Annotated in this window: 17 protein-coding genes and 7 tRNA genes (1 of these 24 only partly in view); 17 read left to right on the forward strand and 7 right to left on the reverse strand. The window is 45.6% G+C overall.

Annotated elements, in window-relative coordinates; all coding sequences use genetic code 11:
- The 7 genes from CB4_RS02440 to CB4_RS02470 all read left to right on the forward strand — a co-directional run.
- Positions 1 to 33, forward strand: a tRNA-Arg gene (locus CB4_RS02440); it begins 44 nt to the left of the window's first position.
- 9 nt (positions 34 to 42) lie between these two features.
- Positions 43 to 119, forward strand: a tRNA-Pro gene (locus CB4_RS02445).
- Between the two features lie 17 nt (positions 120 to 136).
- Positions 137 to 213 (forward strand) — tRNA-Met (locus tag CB4_RS02450).
- A 17-nt stretch (positions 214 to 230) separates the two neighbouring features.
- A tRNA-Ser gene (locus CB4_RS02455) sits at positions 231 to 319 on the forward strand.
- Positions 320 to 335: 16 nt separating this feature from the next.
- A tRNA-His gene (locus CB4_RS02460) sits at positions 336 to 411 on the forward strand.
- 12 nt (positions 412 to 423) lie between these two features.
- Positions 424 to 515, forward strand: a tRNA-Ser gene (locus tag CB4_RS02465).
- Between the two features lie 3 nt (positions 516 to 518).
- A tRNA-Ile gene (locus CB4_RS02470) sits at positions 519 to 592 on the forward strand.
- A gap of 97 nt (positions 593 to 689) precedes the next feature.
- On the opposite strand, the gene CB4_RS02475 is transcribed toward CB4_RS02470, so the two are convergent.
- Entirely contained in the window at positions 690 to 869 is a 180-nt protein-coding gene (locus CB4_RS02475) for a hypothetical protein (RefSeq protein WP_096463425.1), read from the reverse strand.
- 328 nt (positions 870 to 1,197) lie between these two features.
- Here CB4_RS02475 and CB4_RS02480 point away from each other — a divergent pair, with 328 nt between their 5' ends.
- The 8 genes from CB4_RS02480 (at position 1,198) to CB4_RS02515 (ending at position 7,766) form a co-directional block, all read left to right on the forward strand.
- Positions 1,198 to 1,992, forward strand: a complete 795-nt coding sequence (locus CB4_RS02480; protein WP_096463426.1) for an enoyl-CoA hydratase — start codon at positions 1,198 to 1,200, stop codon at positions 1,990 to 1,992.
- Between the two features lie 160 nt (positions 1,993 to 2,152).
- Positions 2,153 to 2,845, forward strand: coding sequence for a 5-bromo-4-chloroindolyl phosphate hydrolysis family protein (locus CB4_RS02485; RefSeq protein ID WP_157737763.1), 693 nt, complete (start codon positions 2,153 to 2,155; stop codon positions 2,843 to 2,845).
- Positions 2,842 to 3,804: a toxic anion resistance protein gene (locus CB4_RS02490; protein WP_096463428.1), complete on the forward strand. Its 963-nt coding sequence runs from the start codon at positions 2,842 to 2,844 to the stop codon at positions 3,802 to 3,804. Before CB4_RS02485 ends, CB4_RS02490 begins: the two co-directional genes overlap by 4 nt.
- A gap of 12 nt (positions 3,805 to 3,816) precedes the next feature.
- Positions 3,817 to 4,428 carry a DNA-3-methyladenine glycosylase gene (locus CB4_RS02495; protein ID WP_096463429.1) on the forward strand — a complete coding sequence of 204 codons (612 nt, stop codon included), beginning with the start codon at positions 3,817 to 3,819 and terminating at the stop codon, positions 4,426 to 4,428.
- A 141-nt stretch (positions 4,429 to 4,569) separates the two neighbouring features.
- A complete protein-coding gene (locus tag CB4_RS02500; protein ID WP_096463430.1) occupies positions 4,570 to 5,484 on the forward strand; it encodes a ribonuclease Z in 915 nt (304 codons plus the stop codon).
- Between the two features lie 78 nt (positions 5,485 to 5,562).
- Complete coding sequence (locus CB4_RS02505) at positions 5,563 to 5,880, forward strand: cupin domain-containing protein (RefSeq protein ID WP_157737764.1); 318 nt, start codon at positions 5,563 to 5,565, stop codon at positions 5,878 to 5,880.
- A 475-nt stretch (positions 5,881 to 6,355) separates the two neighbouring features.
- Entirely contained in the window at positions 6,356 to 7,066 is a 711-nt protein-coding gene (locus tag CB4_RS02510) for a hypothetical protein (protein ID WP_231956121.1), read from the forward strand.
- 31 nt (positions 7,067 to 7,097) lie between these two features.
- Positions 7,098 to 7,766 (forward strand): DUF5677 domain-containing protein, encoded by a 669-nt coding sequence (locus CB4_RS02515; protein WP_096463433.1) that lies wholly within the window; start codon positions 7,098 to 7,100, stop codon positions 7,764 to 7,766.
- Positions 7,767 to 8,191: 425 nt separating this feature from the next.
- Here CB4_RS02515 and CB4_RS20785 read toward each other — a convergent pair whose 3' ends face one another.
- The 3 genes from CB4_RS20785 to CB4_RS02525 all read right to left on the reverse strand — a co-directional run bounded on the left by CB4_RS20785 (position 8,192) and on the right by CB4_RS02525 (position 10,470).
- On the reverse strand, positions 8,192 to 8,425 hold the full coding sequence (locus CB4_RS20785; RefSeq protein WP_146226631.1) for a hypothetical protein: 234 nt from the start codon (positions 8,423 to 8,425) through the stop codon (positions 8,192 to 8,194).
- 49 nt (positions 8,426 to 8,474) lie between these two features.
- A complete protein-coding gene (hcp, locus tag CB4_RS02520; RefSeq protein WP_096463434.1) occupies positions 8,475 to 9,773 on the reverse strand; it encodes a hydroxylamine reductase in 1,299 nt (432 codons plus the stop codon).
- A gap of 130 nt (positions 9,774 to 9,903) precedes the next feature.
- Entirely contained in the window at positions 9,904 to 10,470 is a 567-nt protein-coding gene (locus CB4_RS02525) for a lysophospholipid acyltransferase family protein (protein ID WP_096463435.1), read from the reverse strand.
- Positions 10,471 to 10,578: 108 nt separating this feature from the next.
- Here CB4_RS02525 and CB4_RS02530 point away from each other — a divergent pair, with 108 nt between their 5' ends.
- The gene (locus tag CB4_RS02530; protein ID WP_231956122.1) at positions 10,579 to 11,247 is read left to right on the forward strand and encodes an HAD family hydrolase; all 669 of its coding nucleotides are present in this window, start codon (positions 10,579 to 10,581) and stop codon (positions 11,245 to 11,247) included.
- A 19-nt stretch (positions 11,248 to 11,266) separates the two neighbouring features.
- Here the strand turns inward: CB4_RS02530 and CB4_RS02535 are convergent, their stop codons facing one another.
- The 3 genes from CB4_RS02535 to CB4_RS02545 form a co-directional block, all read right to left on the reverse strand.
- Positions 11,267 to 12,103, reverse strand: coding sequence for a hypothetical protein (locus CB4_RS02535; protein ID WP_096463436.1), 837 nt, complete (start codon positions 12,101 to 12,103; stop codon positions 11,267 to 11,269).
- An 85-nt stretch (positions 12,104 to 12,188) separates the two neighbouring features.
- Positions 12,189 to 12,668, reverse strand: a complete 480-nt coding sequence (gene ybaK / locus CB4_RS02540) for a Cys-tRNA(Pro) deacylase (protein ID WP_096463437.1) — start codon at positions 12,666 to 12,668, stop codon at positions 12,189 to 12,191.
- A gap of 100 nt (positions 12,669 to 12,768) precedes the next feature.
- Positions 12,769 to 13,110, reverse strand: coding sequence for a hypothetical protein (locus CB4_RS02545; protein ID WP_096463438.1), 342 nt, complete (start codon positions 13,108 to 13,110; stop codon positions 12,769 to 12,771).
- Positions 13,111 to 13,324: 214 nt separating this feature from the next.
- Here CB4_RS02545 and CB4_RS02550 point away from each other — a divergent pair, with 214 nt between their 5' ends.
- On the forward strand, positions 13,325 to 15,010 hold the full coding sequence (locus CB4_RS02550; RefSeq protein WP_096463439.1) for a methyl-accepting chemotaxis protein: 1,686 nt from the start codon (positions 13,325 to 13,327) through the stop codon (positions 15,008 to 15,010).
- Positions 15,011 to 15,104 lie beyond the last annotated feature (94 nt).

Genomic DNA, 15,104 nt, shown 5'->3' on the forward strand with positions numbered 1-15,104 from the left:
AGGTTGGGAGTTCGAGTCTCTCCGGGCACGCCATATTTATATCGGGAAGTAGCTCAGCTTGGTAGAGTACCTGGTTTGGGACCAGGGTGTCGCAGGTTCGAATCCTGTCTTCCCGACCATTTTTATATCTGAATATGGCGGTGTAGCTCAGCTGGCTAGAGCGTACGGTTCATACCCGTAAGGTCGGGGGTTCGATCCCCTTCGCCGCTACCATATTTCTTTCATATTGCGGAGGGATACCGAAGTGGTCATAACGGGGCGGTCTTGAAAACCGTTAGGGTGCAAGCCCACGCGGGTTCGAATCCTGCTCCCTCCGCCATTATCTTTGTTCTGTGGCGGCCGTGGCGAAGTGGTGAACGCATCGGATTGTGGCTCCGACACTCGTGGGTTCGATTCCCATCGGTCGCCCCATTTATTTATATTGGAGAAGTACCCAAGTGGCTATAAGGGGCTCCCCTGCTAAGGGAGTAGACGGGTTAAACCGTGCGAGGGTTCGAATCCCTCCTTCTCCGCCATAAGGGCCTATAGCTCAGTTGGTTAGAGCGCACGCCTGATAAGCGTGAGGTCGGCTGTTCGAGTCAGCCTAGGCCCATAAAAAAAGCCTCCGAATTTTTTCGGAGGCTTTTTTCGTTCAGTAAGAATATAAAAAATAAAACTCGCAGAAGAATACGATTTCTGCGAGTTTTTTCCTAATATATAAGCTCCCGGTGTTTTTGTGTATCTTTTTTTCGTGAAATCCGTTCTGCAACCAGTGTATGCAATGACTCTTCAAGTTCTTCCCAGCTCCAGCCAACAGCTTCCGCCAACATTTCTAGTTTTTGTTTTTCCTTACTGTTCATTGTAATTGTAATCTTTTTTTTATCTCTCATGTTTCGTCTCCTGTGTAAAGTAGTGCGTTTCTTACTTTACACAATCAGTAGATAAAAGTAAATCCTCTTTTCACAGGGACAGGAGGAGAGAAGCGGCAAATGGGACCGTGAAAAGTGTGAGTAAAGCCGCAAGAATCATCGTAACACTGGCGATTGTACTCGCAATCGAACCATCGTAAATGCCTTTGACGCCCCAATACTTTCCACATTCCGGTATGATAACGCATACATTTGGTGTTTCCTGGTGATGAACCAGTATGCTACAATAAAAAGGATTTTTCTATTTTATCTGATAATTAAAGATGGACATATTAAAGGAGGAGACAGAATGGCCGATACAAAAACAGCCGATTACCAGCATGTTCTTTTTGAAACAGAAGGGCCGATTGCACACGTAACGATGAATCGTCCCACGAAGCGTAATGCACTCTCGCTTGAACATATGCAGGAATTGATTGGTGTGCTTGAAACCATAAGCAATAATCAAAAGATCGCTGTCGTTATTCTAAAAGGAAGTGGCCCTGCCTTCTGTGCCGGACATGATCTGAGCGAGATGCCAAATCAAAGTCCAGTGTTTTACCGTCATCTGTTTGACGTGTGTACAAAGCTGATGGAAACCATCCAATCCATTCCGCAGCCTGTTATCGCTCAAGTGCATGGCATTGCCACAGCTGCAGGATGCCAGCTTGTAGCGACGTGTGATCTTGCTGTGGCAGAAGAAAATGCAAAATTTGCAACGCCTGGCGTGAAGATCGGACTATTCTGTTCGACTCCAATGGTAGCACTGACAAGAGCAGTTGGGCGAAAAAAGGCAATGGAAATGCTTCTGACAGGCGAAGCTTTAGATTCAGAAGGAGCACTGCTTGCAGGGCTGATTAACCGGGCAGTCCCTGCGGAAGATCTTGAAAATGAAACAAAAGCATTGGCACAAAAAATTGCAGCGGCTAGCACTTTTACTGTAGGAATCGGTAAACAGGCGTTCTATAAACAGATTGAGATGCCTCAGCCGCTTGCGTACTCGTACGCGAAAGAAGTCATGAGTTTGAACGCGACAGCTGCTGATGCGGAAGAAGGAATTTGTGCATTTCTTGAGAAACGTCCACCGAACTGGAAAGGATGTTAATGCAGAAAGAGGAGACAGGGATGCTTTCGTTCCTGTCTCCTTTTTTGTACGAGGAGGAATGAAATGAAACGGATGCAGGGGCTCATGCGTATGGTTGAGTAAGGAAAAGTAAAGTGCTAGGATGTATCATACCGAGCTACCATATCATGGAGGGGAAAGCATGAAATCGTTACTGTCTGTTATGCGCACACTGGCAGGCCTCGTTATTGGTGGAGTTAGCCTGCTTGTGTTGCTTCTTGTCTTCCGTGTCCCTTTGTTTTTACTGATACTGTTTATGGCAGGTTCCCTTATTGTCTGGGCCGTGCTCCGCTCTGGTTCCGAGCGCGTTTCCACTCCAGATGGGGTAGAAATCAGCCGTTCCGACCGCAAGTATATCAAACAAAATCTTCGTGACGCACGCCGTAAGCTTAAGCAGATTCGCTACTTCCAGTTCCGTCTGCGTTCGTTTGTCATGTGGCAGAAAATATCGCATTTGTATAAGCTTGCTCGTCAGATTATACAGATTGTTGAACAGCAACCACACAAATTCCATCAGGCCCGCAGTTTTTTTTCAGCTTATCTGGACTCAACCCTGCATGTGCTTGATAAGTACACATTTCTGATGAGCCAGCCGATCCGTAATGCCGAGATGAAAGAGACGCTTCACAAGACCGAGCAAATGCTTGGTGATATTACAGCTGCCCTGGAACAGGAGCTAATGCAGGTGCTTTCAGACGATGTGATGAATCTCGATATTGAACTGGAGACTTTACGCAAATCGATTGGCACAGCCAGAGGAACAGAGGTGGACATGCCGTATACATCGGTATCTGGACAGGATAAGGTGTACACGCATGAGGAGTCAAAACGATGAGAGAAGAACGAGCAAGTATCCGGCCTGGAATGCTGAAGCCGGAACAGATAAGACAGGTGCAAGAGCTGGTCGCTCGCATTCGGATGGAGAATCCACAAGCGTTGCTTCAGTTCGGAGCCGGTGTACAGGGACAGCTTGCCCGCATGGCCGATCAGATGCTCGGATATGTGCGTGAGCGCAATACACCCGAACAGATTAGTGTCTTGCTGTATGACCTGGTCAGCCGCCTGGAAGAAGCAAATCCCGATGCTCTGTTGAACGGAGCGCGTGGGTTCTGGTCGCGTCTATTTGGTACTTCACCCAGTAAAGTGGTGGAGAAGAAACTGGCTCATTACCAGCGCATTGGCAGTGAAGTGGAGCAACTTGCCGATATTCTTGAACGGTTGCGCCACCAGATGCTTCGTGACCTGACAATGCTGGATATGATGTATCAAAAATACGAAGTGCAGTACAGCGAAATGGATGTATATCTGGCCGCAGTCCGGCAGAAACGAGTAGAAGTGGACAAGCAGCAGCTGCCGATGCTGGAGCGCCGCCTTGCTTCCTCAGGAGATGTCATGGACGCACAGGCAGTCACGGATGCTCAGAGTTTCTCGGATCGTCTTGCGACCAGGGAGAATGATCTTCTCGTAAGCCAGACGATTGCTTTGCAGGCGCTCCCACAGATCCGGCTCATTCAGGAAAATCACCGTATTTTGATTGATAAAATCCAGTCATCAATTTTGCTTGCGATCCCATTGTGGAAAAATCAAATGATGGCACTTCTGACCTTGTGCCGCCAGCAGACAGCGCAGGAAGCGGCAGGAGAAGCATTGCAACGGGCCGCAGACGCATGTAAGCAGACAACCGAGGGGTTAACTTCTATAATGGAGGAAGCCTTGATGCTAGAGAAAGACGGACGGGAAGCACGTATCAGAGCAGAGAAGAAACTCGCGGGAGGAGAGCCACGTTCATCATAAGGAGGTGCGTCTGTGAAGCTGGACCGTGATTTTTATAACCGTGATGCTGTAACCGTAGCCAGGGAACTGCTTGGCAAGCGGGTAGTCCATCAGGAGGATGGCATATGTAGGGCCGGTATTATTGTGGAAACCGAGGCCTATATGGGCGTGGAAGACAAAGGAGCACATTCATACGGCGGCAGGCGAACACCACGCAATGAAGTTATGTACGGGCCACCGGGGTATTCGTATGTATATATCATTTACGGGATGTATAACTGTCTGAATGCAGTCGTGAATGAAGCAGGGACACCGCAGGGCGTGCTCATTCGGGCGCTTGAGCCGACAGAAGGGATTGACGTGATGGCGGAAGCGCGGTTTGGGAAAGCGAGTCTGCTTACACCACGGGAGATGCGTAATTTAACGAATGGCCCAGGCAAGCTGTGCGGGGCACTCGGTCTGACACGGGCGCATAATGGTCTTGATTTACTCGGGGACGAACTTTTTATTACCGATCCACTCGTTCCGTTTGCGTCGTTCGAGGTGAATGCAGGACCGCGTATTAATATTGATTATGCGGAAGAAGCCGTTCATTATCCTTGGCGGTTCACGATTCAGGACAATCCGTATTTGTCACGAAAATAGATGCAGTATGGACCATTCCAGCTGGTGTGGAAGCCTTTGGGGTCACCGGGTAACAAAATAGGAAAAAATGCTGTCACCTGTGGTAAGCTAACCATACATGACAGCGTTTTTCATTTTATGAAGTTAAGGAAGTGTTTACATATGTTTGATGTAGCTTTGCTTGGATGCGGAGGTACAATGCCGCTGCCGAATCGGTGGCTGACTGCACTGCTTGCATCGTACAACGGCAAAATGGTGCTGATTGACTGTGGAGAGGGCACACAGGTAACGATGAAGATGCTCGGCTGGGGGTTTAAAACGATTGAAGCGATCTGTTTCACGCATTACCATGCGGATCATGTCGCCGGGGTTCCGGGTCTGTTGTTCGCAATTGCAAATGCGGGGCGAACCGAGCCGCTTACGCTGATTGGTCCGCCGGGTCTCGCTCCTGTCATTGCGGGTATTACGGTAATCGCGCCGCATCTTCCATACGAATTGAAGCTGGTGGAGCTTGCGGCAGAAGAAATGGAGTCGATTCATCGGATCGGGGATTTCATTGTGCGTACCGTTCCAGTGCAGCATACTGTGCCATGTGTAAGTTACAGCCTGGAAGTGGAGCGAGGGCGTAAGTTCGATGCCCGCAAAGCATCGGAACTTGATCTGCCGGTTGTCTACTGGGGCCGCCTACAGAAAGGTGAGGCTGTAACGGTTGATGGACGTACATATACGCCAGATATGGTGCTTGGATCACCACGTAAAGGATTAAAAGTATGCTATAGCACGGATACGCGCCCGGTGCCGCAGCTTGTGGAGTTTATTCGGGATGCTGATCTGTTTATCGGAGAAGGCATGTATGGAGATGACGAGAGCCTTCCGAAAGCGGAAGAGCACGGGCATATGCTGTTCTCGGAAGCCGCTACTCTTGCGCGGGATGGCGGTGTGAGAGAGCTATGGCTGACGCATTATAGCCCGTCCTTGCATAATCCTCAAGATTATCTTGATCATGCAAAAGCGACCTTTTCACATATAAAGCTTGGTTATGATCGGCTGACAACATCGCTGCGTTTTGCACCATAACTGCCGTGACGATCATCACTGAATGTTTTCCGGTCTCCGGGTATGATAAGAGCAGGAAAACAGAAGGGGGATGGCATTATGGAAGTAGTTGTACTGCAACATATGCTGGAGGACAGAAAGGTAGGCCGTGCAAAAGTGCTTGAATTTGGCGGCGGAGTGGTGATGAATCTACAGCTGAAAGCAGGAGAAAAAGTCGCCCGCCATCGTACACCAAGCGACGCCATCGTGCATGTTGTAGCGGGGCGTGTTCGATTCGGAGTGGGCGAGCAGGACGTAGAGCTTGTGCCAGGCATGCTGCTGCATATGGACCCGCAGGAAGAGCATGAGCTAGAAGCGTTGGAAGATGCGAGTATAGTCGTAATGAAAATTGGCTCAAATACAGTATGCGGCTCGTAATTGAGCCGCATTTTTTAGTGGATATGGATAATATTGAACCTGCGAAAAATACGAACACACCAGAGCTTAGGAAGAAAAACATGCATTGGTTCAACTCGGTTGCCATGCCAAGTGGAGGAGGCCGCTGTAGAATCTATTATAAAAAATTGTCCAGCTTGTAGTGGTTTCACACCTGCAAAATGAAAAACACATCAAATAAATAACATAAGAACTTAAGTGATTGAGATAAAATGGGAGATCTTCTTTTGAACAAATAGGACCGTTTTTGGTTATTCCCCGAAAGAAAAAAATGGAATCAGGCTTTTATTAGCTATATTTCGGATTTTTTGGTTTATTATAATGCAAATTATCGGGCCTTATAAAAAGTGAGTATGTGTAAATTATCTACAAAATGCTATACTTTTTTCAGGAAAATTATTCTAATAAACAGGGTGATTTTATGAAGAATTTGCCGCCTAAACGTCGTCTTTTTTCTGTGATTGCAGTAATTTTGATTATTTTAGTTTTTTATATTGGTGATTTCATAAACCACTATAAATTTAATCGTGATCTGAAATCATATGTTGCCGAGAGTGTAGCTCCTAAAATCAAAGGTGTAAAAGAATTCAGCCTGTCAGGTCCAAAATTAAAAAACTTAAATCTGACTTTTGGTGAAGACTTTGATCAACTAAGCTTAGAAGATAAATATATTTTTCTAAAGCCAATCATGAATGATTATGAGAGTAAAAGGAGCTGGCTGATTTCTAAGTATAATCTATACGGTAAAAAGACAACGATAGATGAAATCGTTTTACCTAATATCATGATTAATACAAACAAAGGTACATATGAATATGGAAGTACAAATAGCCTTACAGAACCTAATGGGGATTTACACTTAGAAAGTGAATTGGACGGAACAGATGAAAAAAATAGACAAGAACTTGAATACAAAGAAAAAAATATTGGGTCACTTCCACCTTATAATGGAATGCTAGAATCTGACATAAGCAAAAGTAGCTGGGGTTCACCTACTTCTATAGAGTATTCTAAAAATTATGACCAAATGAGACCTGATCGAAGATACAAGTGGTATAAATGGATCACTAAGGATAGTAATGGGCGAATAACTGAAATTAAATCTCTAGTGGTTGAACAAGGTAGCGTTCTTGGTGATCCAGCTATGAGTAAATACTACCAACAATAGAGAATGAAAATAAAAAATAGGGAGGGAATTCATGTCGGAAGAACAAGGTGGGAAAGTCATACATATACCAGCTGCTTTAGAAAGATGTAAAGAATTATTTTCTCTAACAGATCAATACATTGATTTCTTGTATCAAACAACACACCACTCCGGTATTCCAGAGCCTACGAACAATACCGAGCTTGTTAAGATAGCTACGTTACTAAAAATCAATGGATTAGTAGTTTTAATAAATCTTTTACTTAGACATGATCACTGGGAAGAAGCTAAGATATTGAATCGTTCACTTTTTGAATTGTTACTACACACCGAAGAGATATTTCGTGTAGAAAAAGAAATTGAGAAGAAAGTAGAGAAGTTTTTGCTATTTAATGAATTACAAGAGTATCGAAAAATAAGAGCAGAGATAGAATATGACCTAAAAACAGATAGGTTTTCAAATCCCGAAAAGGTTCAACAAGTTATCGATACTATGGACTTAATAGCAAAAAAGCAATTCAGGACATTTCTAAGAACTGATCGAAAGAAAAACCTAACATACTGGGAAAATGAAGATAAAGAAATCATGAATGAAGCTATTTTAATGCTCACCTTTGCTCAAGAAACTTTACTATTAGTTCTCGATATTTGCCCAAATTTAGATGTAGAGAGGTTCTTAAAAATTACTGCAGATATAAAAGAAATGGTACATAGAGGGTAATAAAAAGGATACATTGCCTAGAAAGAAGATTAGCTCCGTGGTATCCCTATCCCTAACAATTAAAATTAATCCTAGGCGTATTGGTAGGACGTCATATTAGTGAAAGCAACATAAACCCAGTTATCGGTGGTTCCCTGTTGGAAACGTAGCCTGTAAACTGATTTATTTGTTTCCCCTTCTTATGTAGAGAAATTCTACGAGATGGGGCTTTTTCTTTGTTCGGGATTAATGATACTTCCCGCCAGCCACACATAAAAAGCGGATTCAGCGTTACCGCGAGAACCGCAAGCTGTTTCTTGATCAACACGCGGACGGTTTCTTGAACTTACAAAACCGTTTTTCACCTATACACAGCGCGACCAATGGATTCTCAACGTGGAGACAGGCATGGGATAAGGTGTTTGAGGGTTTCCACTCAAACTGTGCTAGGAGCGGGATCGGGCGGGGCAACGGAACGCCTGTACGCGACTCCACAGCGGAAGGGGGCAGGCGAACGGGTCTTTGCCCACAAGCTTCGATGCGAATACATCGCGGGGCACCTTTTGTGGGCGAGTTCGCTTGGCACCTGGAGCGGACAGTCTATACTTCCCTGTAAGCGTACCGAAGTGACGAGGCCCCGCCCGATACCGCTTCCCCACCACACGTTGTCGATACCACAAAAAAAGCTGTCCCGTTCGCCATGTTCTGGCTCTTGGGACAGCTTCCCTCTTATTTTGCTGAGACAGTAAGCATTGCCTGCATATCTTCCTGTGCATTTGTAATCAGCTTCAGACCAAATGCCTCTTGAAGAACATTCAGTACACCTGGTGTGACGAATTCCGGCGGTTTTGGACCGATGCGGATATCCTGGATGCCAAGGCTGAACAAGCCAAGCAGGATCGCCACTGCTTTTTGTTCAAACCAGGACAGAACGATGCTAACTGGCAGTTCATTGACTGTACAGCCGAATGCATCTGCGAGTGCCAGTGCGATTTTCACTGTGGAACCGGAGTTGTTGCACTGACCAAGGTCGATATAGCGCGGAATGTTAGTGCCCGGTACTGTACCATAATCCACATCGTTGAAACGGAACTTACCACAAGATGTAGTCAGGATCACAGTGTCTTGCGGAAGCGAGGTTGCCAGCTCCCGGTAGTATTCGCCGCCTTTGCCCGGTGCATCACAGCCTGCGATGACGAAGAAGCGCTGGATTTTGCCTGCTTTTACGGCATCGATAATTTCCGGTGCAATGCCGATAACCGTCTCATGATGGAAGCCAGTTGTCAGTTTTTGCTCGGATTCGATGTTGGCTTCCGGCAGTTCAAGTGCGCGCTGGATAAGCGCGGTGAAGTCATCATTTTCTACCTTCGTTACACCTTCAAGCCCTGCGATATCGTAAGAGAAGAAACGGTCTGCGTATGTGCCTTTGATTGGCATAACACAGTTCGTTGTGGCAAGAATCGCACCTGGGAACTCTTCGAACAGGCGGCGCTGGTCAAACCATGCTTTTCCGATGTTGCCTTTCAGGTGCGGGTATTTCTTAAGCTCTGGATAGCCGTGTGCTGGTAGCATCTCGGAGTGTGTATAGATATTAATGCCTTTGCCCTCAGATTGCTTAAGCAGTTCTTCAAGCGCAAACAAATTGTGTCCGGTTACGATGATACATTTGCCTTCAATTTTATTCTGGGATACTTGTACCGGCTGCGGGATGCCGAAGCGGTCTGTGTGAGCGCGGTCGAGTACATCCATAATACGAACAGCTGCCTGGCCAACCTTCATCGCCATGTTAATATGTTCCTGAGTGTTAAAGTTGGAATTTGTCAGCGTCATATACAGCGCTTCTTGCGTGGTTTCTTCCACGAATGGATCGGTATAGCCAAGCTGACGTGCGTGTGTCGCATATGCTGCGATTCCTTTTAACCCAAAGATCATAATGTCTTGCAAACTAGCAATGTCCTCGTTTTTGCCGCATACCCCGATTACTTTACAGCCGCCGCTTGGCGTTTGTTCACATTGATAACAGAACATCCCTTATATCCCCCTTTACGAGTTCGCTTCTCTTCTAAAGTGGAGAAGCACCGTATACGTATACTATAATTGAGGGGAAGGAATGCGAATGTGATACATGTCACACGACGGGACTGTTCACAAAATTGCCCTATTGTGCGGCCGCCAGTTTTTCGATGGCTTCTTTAATGTGTGTCGCTGCTTCTTCATGTTTGATGCCGTCTTCGAGCTGGACAGGTGGGCCGAATACAACGCCTGCCGGCTGGAACCAGCCGCGTTTGGCTCCATGAATGTATACAGGAACAACCGGTGCTTTGCTTTTGCTAACGATAAAGCCGATGCCTTTCTTCGCTTCCTGCATCTCACCGTTCTGGGAGCGGGTGCCTTCGATGAAGATGGAGAACAAGCCACCGTCTTGAATGAGCTTCAACGTATATTTAAGTGATTTGAGGTCAGCTTGTCCGCGCTTTACGGGGAAAGCTCCCATCTCAGTGATGAGCCAGGCGAAGAAGCGCTTGTGGAATAATTCCTCTTTGGCCATGATGTACATTTTACGCGGTGTATGAGTGCCGACCAATAATGAATCGTAGTTGCTCGTGTGATTCATTGCCAGAATGCAGCCGCCTTCGCGCGGGATATTTTCAATTCCGTCAATGCGAACACGGAAGCGGATATGCAGCCACAACTTTACGCAATTTCGGACGATTGTATAAACCATATCTTTTAACTCCTCTATAATGTTTTTTCTGATTATAGCATGAGATTTTAGTACCTGATACTAATTTGAAGAAATTCTTTCATGAACAATGGTTGGAAAAGGAGTGGCATGATGACGGAAAAACAATACGGCATTATATTTGACATGGATAATACGCTGCTACAGTCTCGAATTGATTTTGGCGGTATGAAGCGAGCGGTGTTTGAGGAGATCGTAAGCAGAGGGCTGTGTGCAGGTGATCTAGCGTGGCAGGACCATACAGCTTCCCAGTTGATCGAGCTGGCCCGGCAGTCGGGGAAGATGACAAAAGAGGCAGAAGGAGTGATCTGGGAGGCGGTGGAGCGATTTGAACGAGAAGGGATGCGTGAGGCTATACTAGAGCCGCATGTTCTGGATATGCTGACGGATCTGTATGATTATGGCTATCTTATCATACTAACGAACAACGCTCGCTCCGCTGCGGTTGAGGCGCTTACGCGGACAGGGATTGCCCACTACTTCGATCATATAGCCGGGCGGGAACAGATGACGGCACTCAAACCGTCTCCATCCGGGATTTTGCATGTGTTGAACCAGTATTTGCATGTGCCAGAAGAGCGGTGGACGTTCGTTGGGGACTCATGGATTGACGGCAAAGCGGCACAAGATGGAGGCATCCGCTTCTTTTTGTATCGAGGAGATTCGGAAGAAATGGCGCGGCGCGGTGTCCGTCCTCATGTGCATATTCGGCATATGAGCGAGCTTGGCGGACATGTACGGGATCAGGAAGGGCGATGACAGAGACAGGCATCTGTTCTTATGATTCAAGTGTAAGCGCAAGACGGTCAATTAATTCGTTCTGTGTAAACGGAGTAGCACGCCCTGGTTGGATAATTTGAAGCATAAAAGGACGGTACGGATTTTTCATATGATAGTAGCCCGGAATACGCATCGTACGGGATAAGTTCCATATATTTGGATCGGACTGAAATTTGTGGCTTAACGCTTGCTGAATTGGGGAGAATTGCTTCACATCTCCATTCCGGATTGGCCAGTAAATATGATAGCCGTTGAGTGTTTCCACAATCATCGCGTCTGTCAGATCAGGCATATGCTGATGCAGGAATTGTTGTTTGAGATGCTGAACATGGGATTCTGTACGAATTCCGGTCAGATGGAATAGCCCGCCTGATTCTCTACAGGATACATCTGTGACCGGATCTTTCTCATCATGCTGAAAGGCTTCTGCGATCACGTCTGCTTCTTCGCGTGATGATGCTTGTGCCGTGCGTTTATTGAGATCAACATCAATGAACTGCGCCCGTATCCGTCGGATGCTCTCTTTCTTTGTGCCTCCGCCGTTAATGACCATATGTACGCCATATCCTTTTATATTGCTTTGATACGGATTGATCAAGGTATTTCGTGAGTTTGTAAAACGGACCTGTAAAACTGATTTTTCAATATCTTTATAGGGGCGGGACAGATTGATGGCTACTTTTTTGGAAAGAGGAGAAGAGTTGTCATCAATCAGACGAAACCAGAGTGTTTCCCGTTCGCTAATGCATAGTGCCTGTAGAAAGGCATGAAGATGTCGGGAACGCTCCTGAATGAAAGGGGAAATGGGACGTTTCCGCTTATTCTGTGATGTCATACCGTCCTCCTCCTTCCCCGTAGTATTGCTGTATTCTATTCGGTTCTAGCAATTCCGGTCATAGAATACGAGAAAAAGGGGCATACTATGCATCTTTGGAGATAGAGCCGCATATAGCGCGAGTAAGGGAGACGAGATGCTGTGGGTTCAGGAGAACCTGGCAGCCGCGTACCCCGGCGCTAATCGAGATCGTACCAAACGAAAGCGCTATTTCTTCCAGGAAAAACGGATATTTTTTCTTTAATCCAAGTGGAGAGACGCCGCCACGGATGTAGCCGGTAAGAGGCTGAACATCTTTGAGCGGGACGACCTCTGCTTTTTTATTTCCGCTGAGTGACGCCAATGCTTTTAAATCAAGCTCCTTATCACCGGGAATACAGGCGAGAAGAACGCCGGTTTTATCTCCGCGCGCGACGAGAGTTTTATAAACTTGCGGCAGCGGAAAATTAATTTTGGCAGCTACCGTACCTGCCGAGAGATCCGATTCATCAACCGTATAGTTCCGTAATTCGTATGGTATTTTATTCTGATCGAGCTGACGTACCGCATTTGTTTTTTGTGCCATGAGAAACCTCCTACAGACATATGAGTATCGATTTCTATTGTAGCAAATTACAAAAAATGCACAAAAAAAGGATGGCAGTTGTGTTCCATCCCGTAACGTGCTATTTCGAAGCGGCAGCGAGAAGTTTTTCGAGAAGCCCTCGCAGATAGGCACCATGTCCAGTAGATAGGTGTTCTAAACGATATAGATGGCTCCAGAGAGAGTTGTATGTAGAACGGTATTGCTGTGGCGGAATGTTGTTGAATACGTGCTGGAGATGTACAAGACGAAAGCGGATATAGTTGCGATGATCTAGGCGATTTTGAAGATCTCCCATATCGATCCGAATAATTTGCTTGTTTATTTCATGAAGTAGAGTCTCGATCATCTCTTGATGACTCTGGAAATATCGACCGTCATACAGCAATCCTTTTTGAAGTGGTTCTTCCTTTAGCAAATTCATATAGTAATCCTTTCTATTTCTCAAGTCCCATTAGATTATAGCATCACAAAAGAACCATAGAGGCTACAATGCATGAATTGCACTATGCAAATATTACAATGTAACGCATTGTAGAAGTAGATGTTTTTTTAGATTTGTAGATGTTTTCGTATATTATAATGTTAAATGCACTTCAAAATATTAAAGAGAAAAAAGTGGGGAGATGGTTTGAAAGATGAAAATTAGTCAAAAGTTGCTAGGGGGATTTGGAGTTATCTTGCTACTTCTAGCTATATTGGTAGGAGTAAGCTATTATGAGTTCCACAATGTAGATCAAACATATAGCGAATTGATTAGTAAAGAAGATGAGAAAATAATACTCATAACAGAAGCAAATTCACTTGTAAATGAACAATCAAAAGCAGTTCGCGGGTATTTGCTGTTAGGAGATGAAACTGCTTTACAATCGTATGAAAAAGCCAATAGTCGATACCAGGAAGTTAGCAAAAGCTTAGAAGGATTATTGGTGACAGAGAAAGGGAAAAGTTTACTCGCTGAGATGAATAAACTGAACGACGACTATGGTGTTATTGCACAACAGTTAATTGCCTATAAAAAACAAAATAAGGTTACGGAATACCAGCAACTTGTGAAAACACAAGAGCGCGACGCCGCGCGTAAGTTTACGGAAAAAGCGCAGGAGTTCAAAAAGTTTGTTGGGGATTATGTCCAAACGGTAAGTAATGAAACAAGTATAAGAGTACAGGCGGTTAAGCAGTTCCTGATTATGCTTGCAGGAGTCGCCATTATTGTGGGGACTGTGATAGCTGTTATGATTAATCGAATCATCTCCAGACCGATTATAGCCATTACAAACGCGGCGAAAGAACTTGGGGCAGGAAACCTTACGATTGAGGATGTACAAGTTAAAGGTAAGGATGAGATTGGAGAGCTAGCCGTAGCGTTTAATCAGACAAAGAATGACCTGCGCGATCTGATTAAAAAGGTACAATCCAATGCGGAACAGGTCGCCGCTTCGTCGGAAGAGTTATTTGCCAGTTCCGAGCAGGCAGCACAAGCGACTAACCATGTCTCCTCTGTCGTTGAAGAGGTTGCCAGTGGGTCAGAAACACAAACACGTGGCATGGATGAAACCAAACGTGCCATTGAAGAAAATGCGATCGCGATTCAACGAATTGCGGAATCGACTTCTGCCGTATCTGATTCGGCTATGGAAGTGCTTACCGAATCCAAACAAGGGAATGAAATTATTAAACGCACCATTAAACAGATGGAAGAAATCCAAGCTTCGGTTAAAGAGTCAGCCGATGTGGTTCGTACCCTGGGAGAAAACTCGAAAGAAATTGGCAATATTGTTGAAACGATTAACCAAATTGCGGAACAAACCAACTTGCTGGCGCTTAATGCGGCGATAGAAGCCGCACGTGCTGGTGAGCATGGTAAAGGATTCGCTGTTGTGGCCGATGAGGTTCGGAAGCTGGCTGAACAGTCGAGACAATCTACGGAGCAGATCGCTTCATTAATTGAAGGAATTCAACAAAACACAGCACATGCTGTACAGGCTATGGAGAAGGGAACGAAAGATGTAGAAGCGGGAACGGCAGTAGCCAATGATGCAGGAGAAGCATTTCAACATATCTTATTCTCTGTTGAACAGGCGGTTGAGGGGATGCAGGAAGTATCGGCAGCAACAGAAGAAATCTCTGCCAGCACCCAGCAGGTTACAGCTTCTGTAGAGCAGATGGCGGATATTGCTTCAGGCATCTCGGAAAGCATGCAAGGAGTAGCAGCTTCTTCGGAGGAGCAGTTGGCATCAGCCGAAGAAATCACGGCAGCAGCTGAAAGCCTGAGTAACTTAGCACAAGAGTTACAGCACGAGGTAAGCCAGTTTAACGTGTAAAGAGAGACATAAAAGCCTGACATATCTTCCTATTAGGGAGAAGGTCAGGCTTTTACTTTGCGCCGAAGAAACCTAAACGATGGTAAAATGAAAG

It is taken from the genome of Aneurinibacillus soli (assembly GCF_002355375.1).
Lineage (GTDB): Bacteria > Bacillota > Bacilli > Aneurinibacillales > Aneurinibacillaceae > Aneurinibacillus > Aneurinibacillus soli.

Excerpts from the sequence above, each read along its gene's own strand:
- CB4_RS02525 (WP_096463435.1), bottom strand. The coding sequence starts at position 10,470 with ATGGTTTATACAATCGTCCGAAATTGCGTAAAGTTGTGGCTGCATATC.
- CB4_RS02485 (WP_157737763.1), top strand. The coding sequence starts at position 2,153 with ATGAAATCGTTACTGTCTGTTATGCGCACACTGGCAGGCCTCGTTATT.
- CB4_RS02490 (WP_096463428.1), top strand. The coding sequence starts at position 2,842 with ATGAGAGAAGAACGAGCAAGTATCCGGCCTGGAATGCTGAAGCCGGAA.
- CB4_RS02480 (WP_096463426.1), top strand. The coding sequence starts at position 1,198 with ATGGCCGATACAAAAACAGCCGATTACCAGCATGTTCTTTTTGAAACA.
- CB4_RS02505 (WP_157737764.1), top strand. The coding sequence starts at position 5,563 with ATGGAAGTAGTTGTACTGCAACATATGCTGGAGGACAGAAAGGTAGGC.
- CB4_RS02535 (WP_096463436.1), bottom strand. The coding sequence starts at position 12,103 with ATGACATCACAGAATAAGCGGAAACGTCCCATTTCCCCTTTCATTCAG.
- CB4_RS02530 (WP_231956122.1), top strand. The coding sequence starts at position 10,579 with ATGATGACGGAAAAACAATACGGCATTATATTTGACATGGATAATACG.
- CB4_RS02545 (WP_096463438.1), bottom strand. The coding sequence starts at position 13,110 with ATGAATTTGCTAAAGGAAGAACCACTTCAAAAAGGATTGCTGTATGAC.
- CB4_RS02475 (WP_096463425.1), bottom strand. The coding sequence starts at position 869 with ATGAGAGATAAAAAAAAGATTACAATTACAATGAACAGTAAGGAAAAA.
- ybaK (WP_096463437.1), bottom strand. The coding sequence starts at position 12,668 with ATGGCACAAAAAACAAATGCGGTACGTCAGCTCGATCAGAATAAAATA.
- CB4_RS02500 (WP_096463430.1), top strand. The coding sequence starts at position 4,570 with ATGTTTGATGTAGCTTTGCTTGGATGCGGAGGTACAATGCCGCTGCCG.
- CB4_RS02515 (WP_096463433.1), top strand. The coding sequence starts at position 7,098 with ATGTCGGAAGAACAAGGTGGGAAAGTCATACATATACCAGCTGCTTTA.
- CB4_RS02550 (WP_096463439.1), top strand. The coding sequence starts at position 13,325 with ATGAAAATTAGTCAAAAGTTGCTAGGGGGATTTGGAGTTATCTTGCTA.
- hcp (WP_096463434.1), bottom strand. The coding sequence starts at position 9,773 with ATGTTCTGTTATCAATGTGAACAAACGCCAAGCGGCGGCTGTAAAGTA.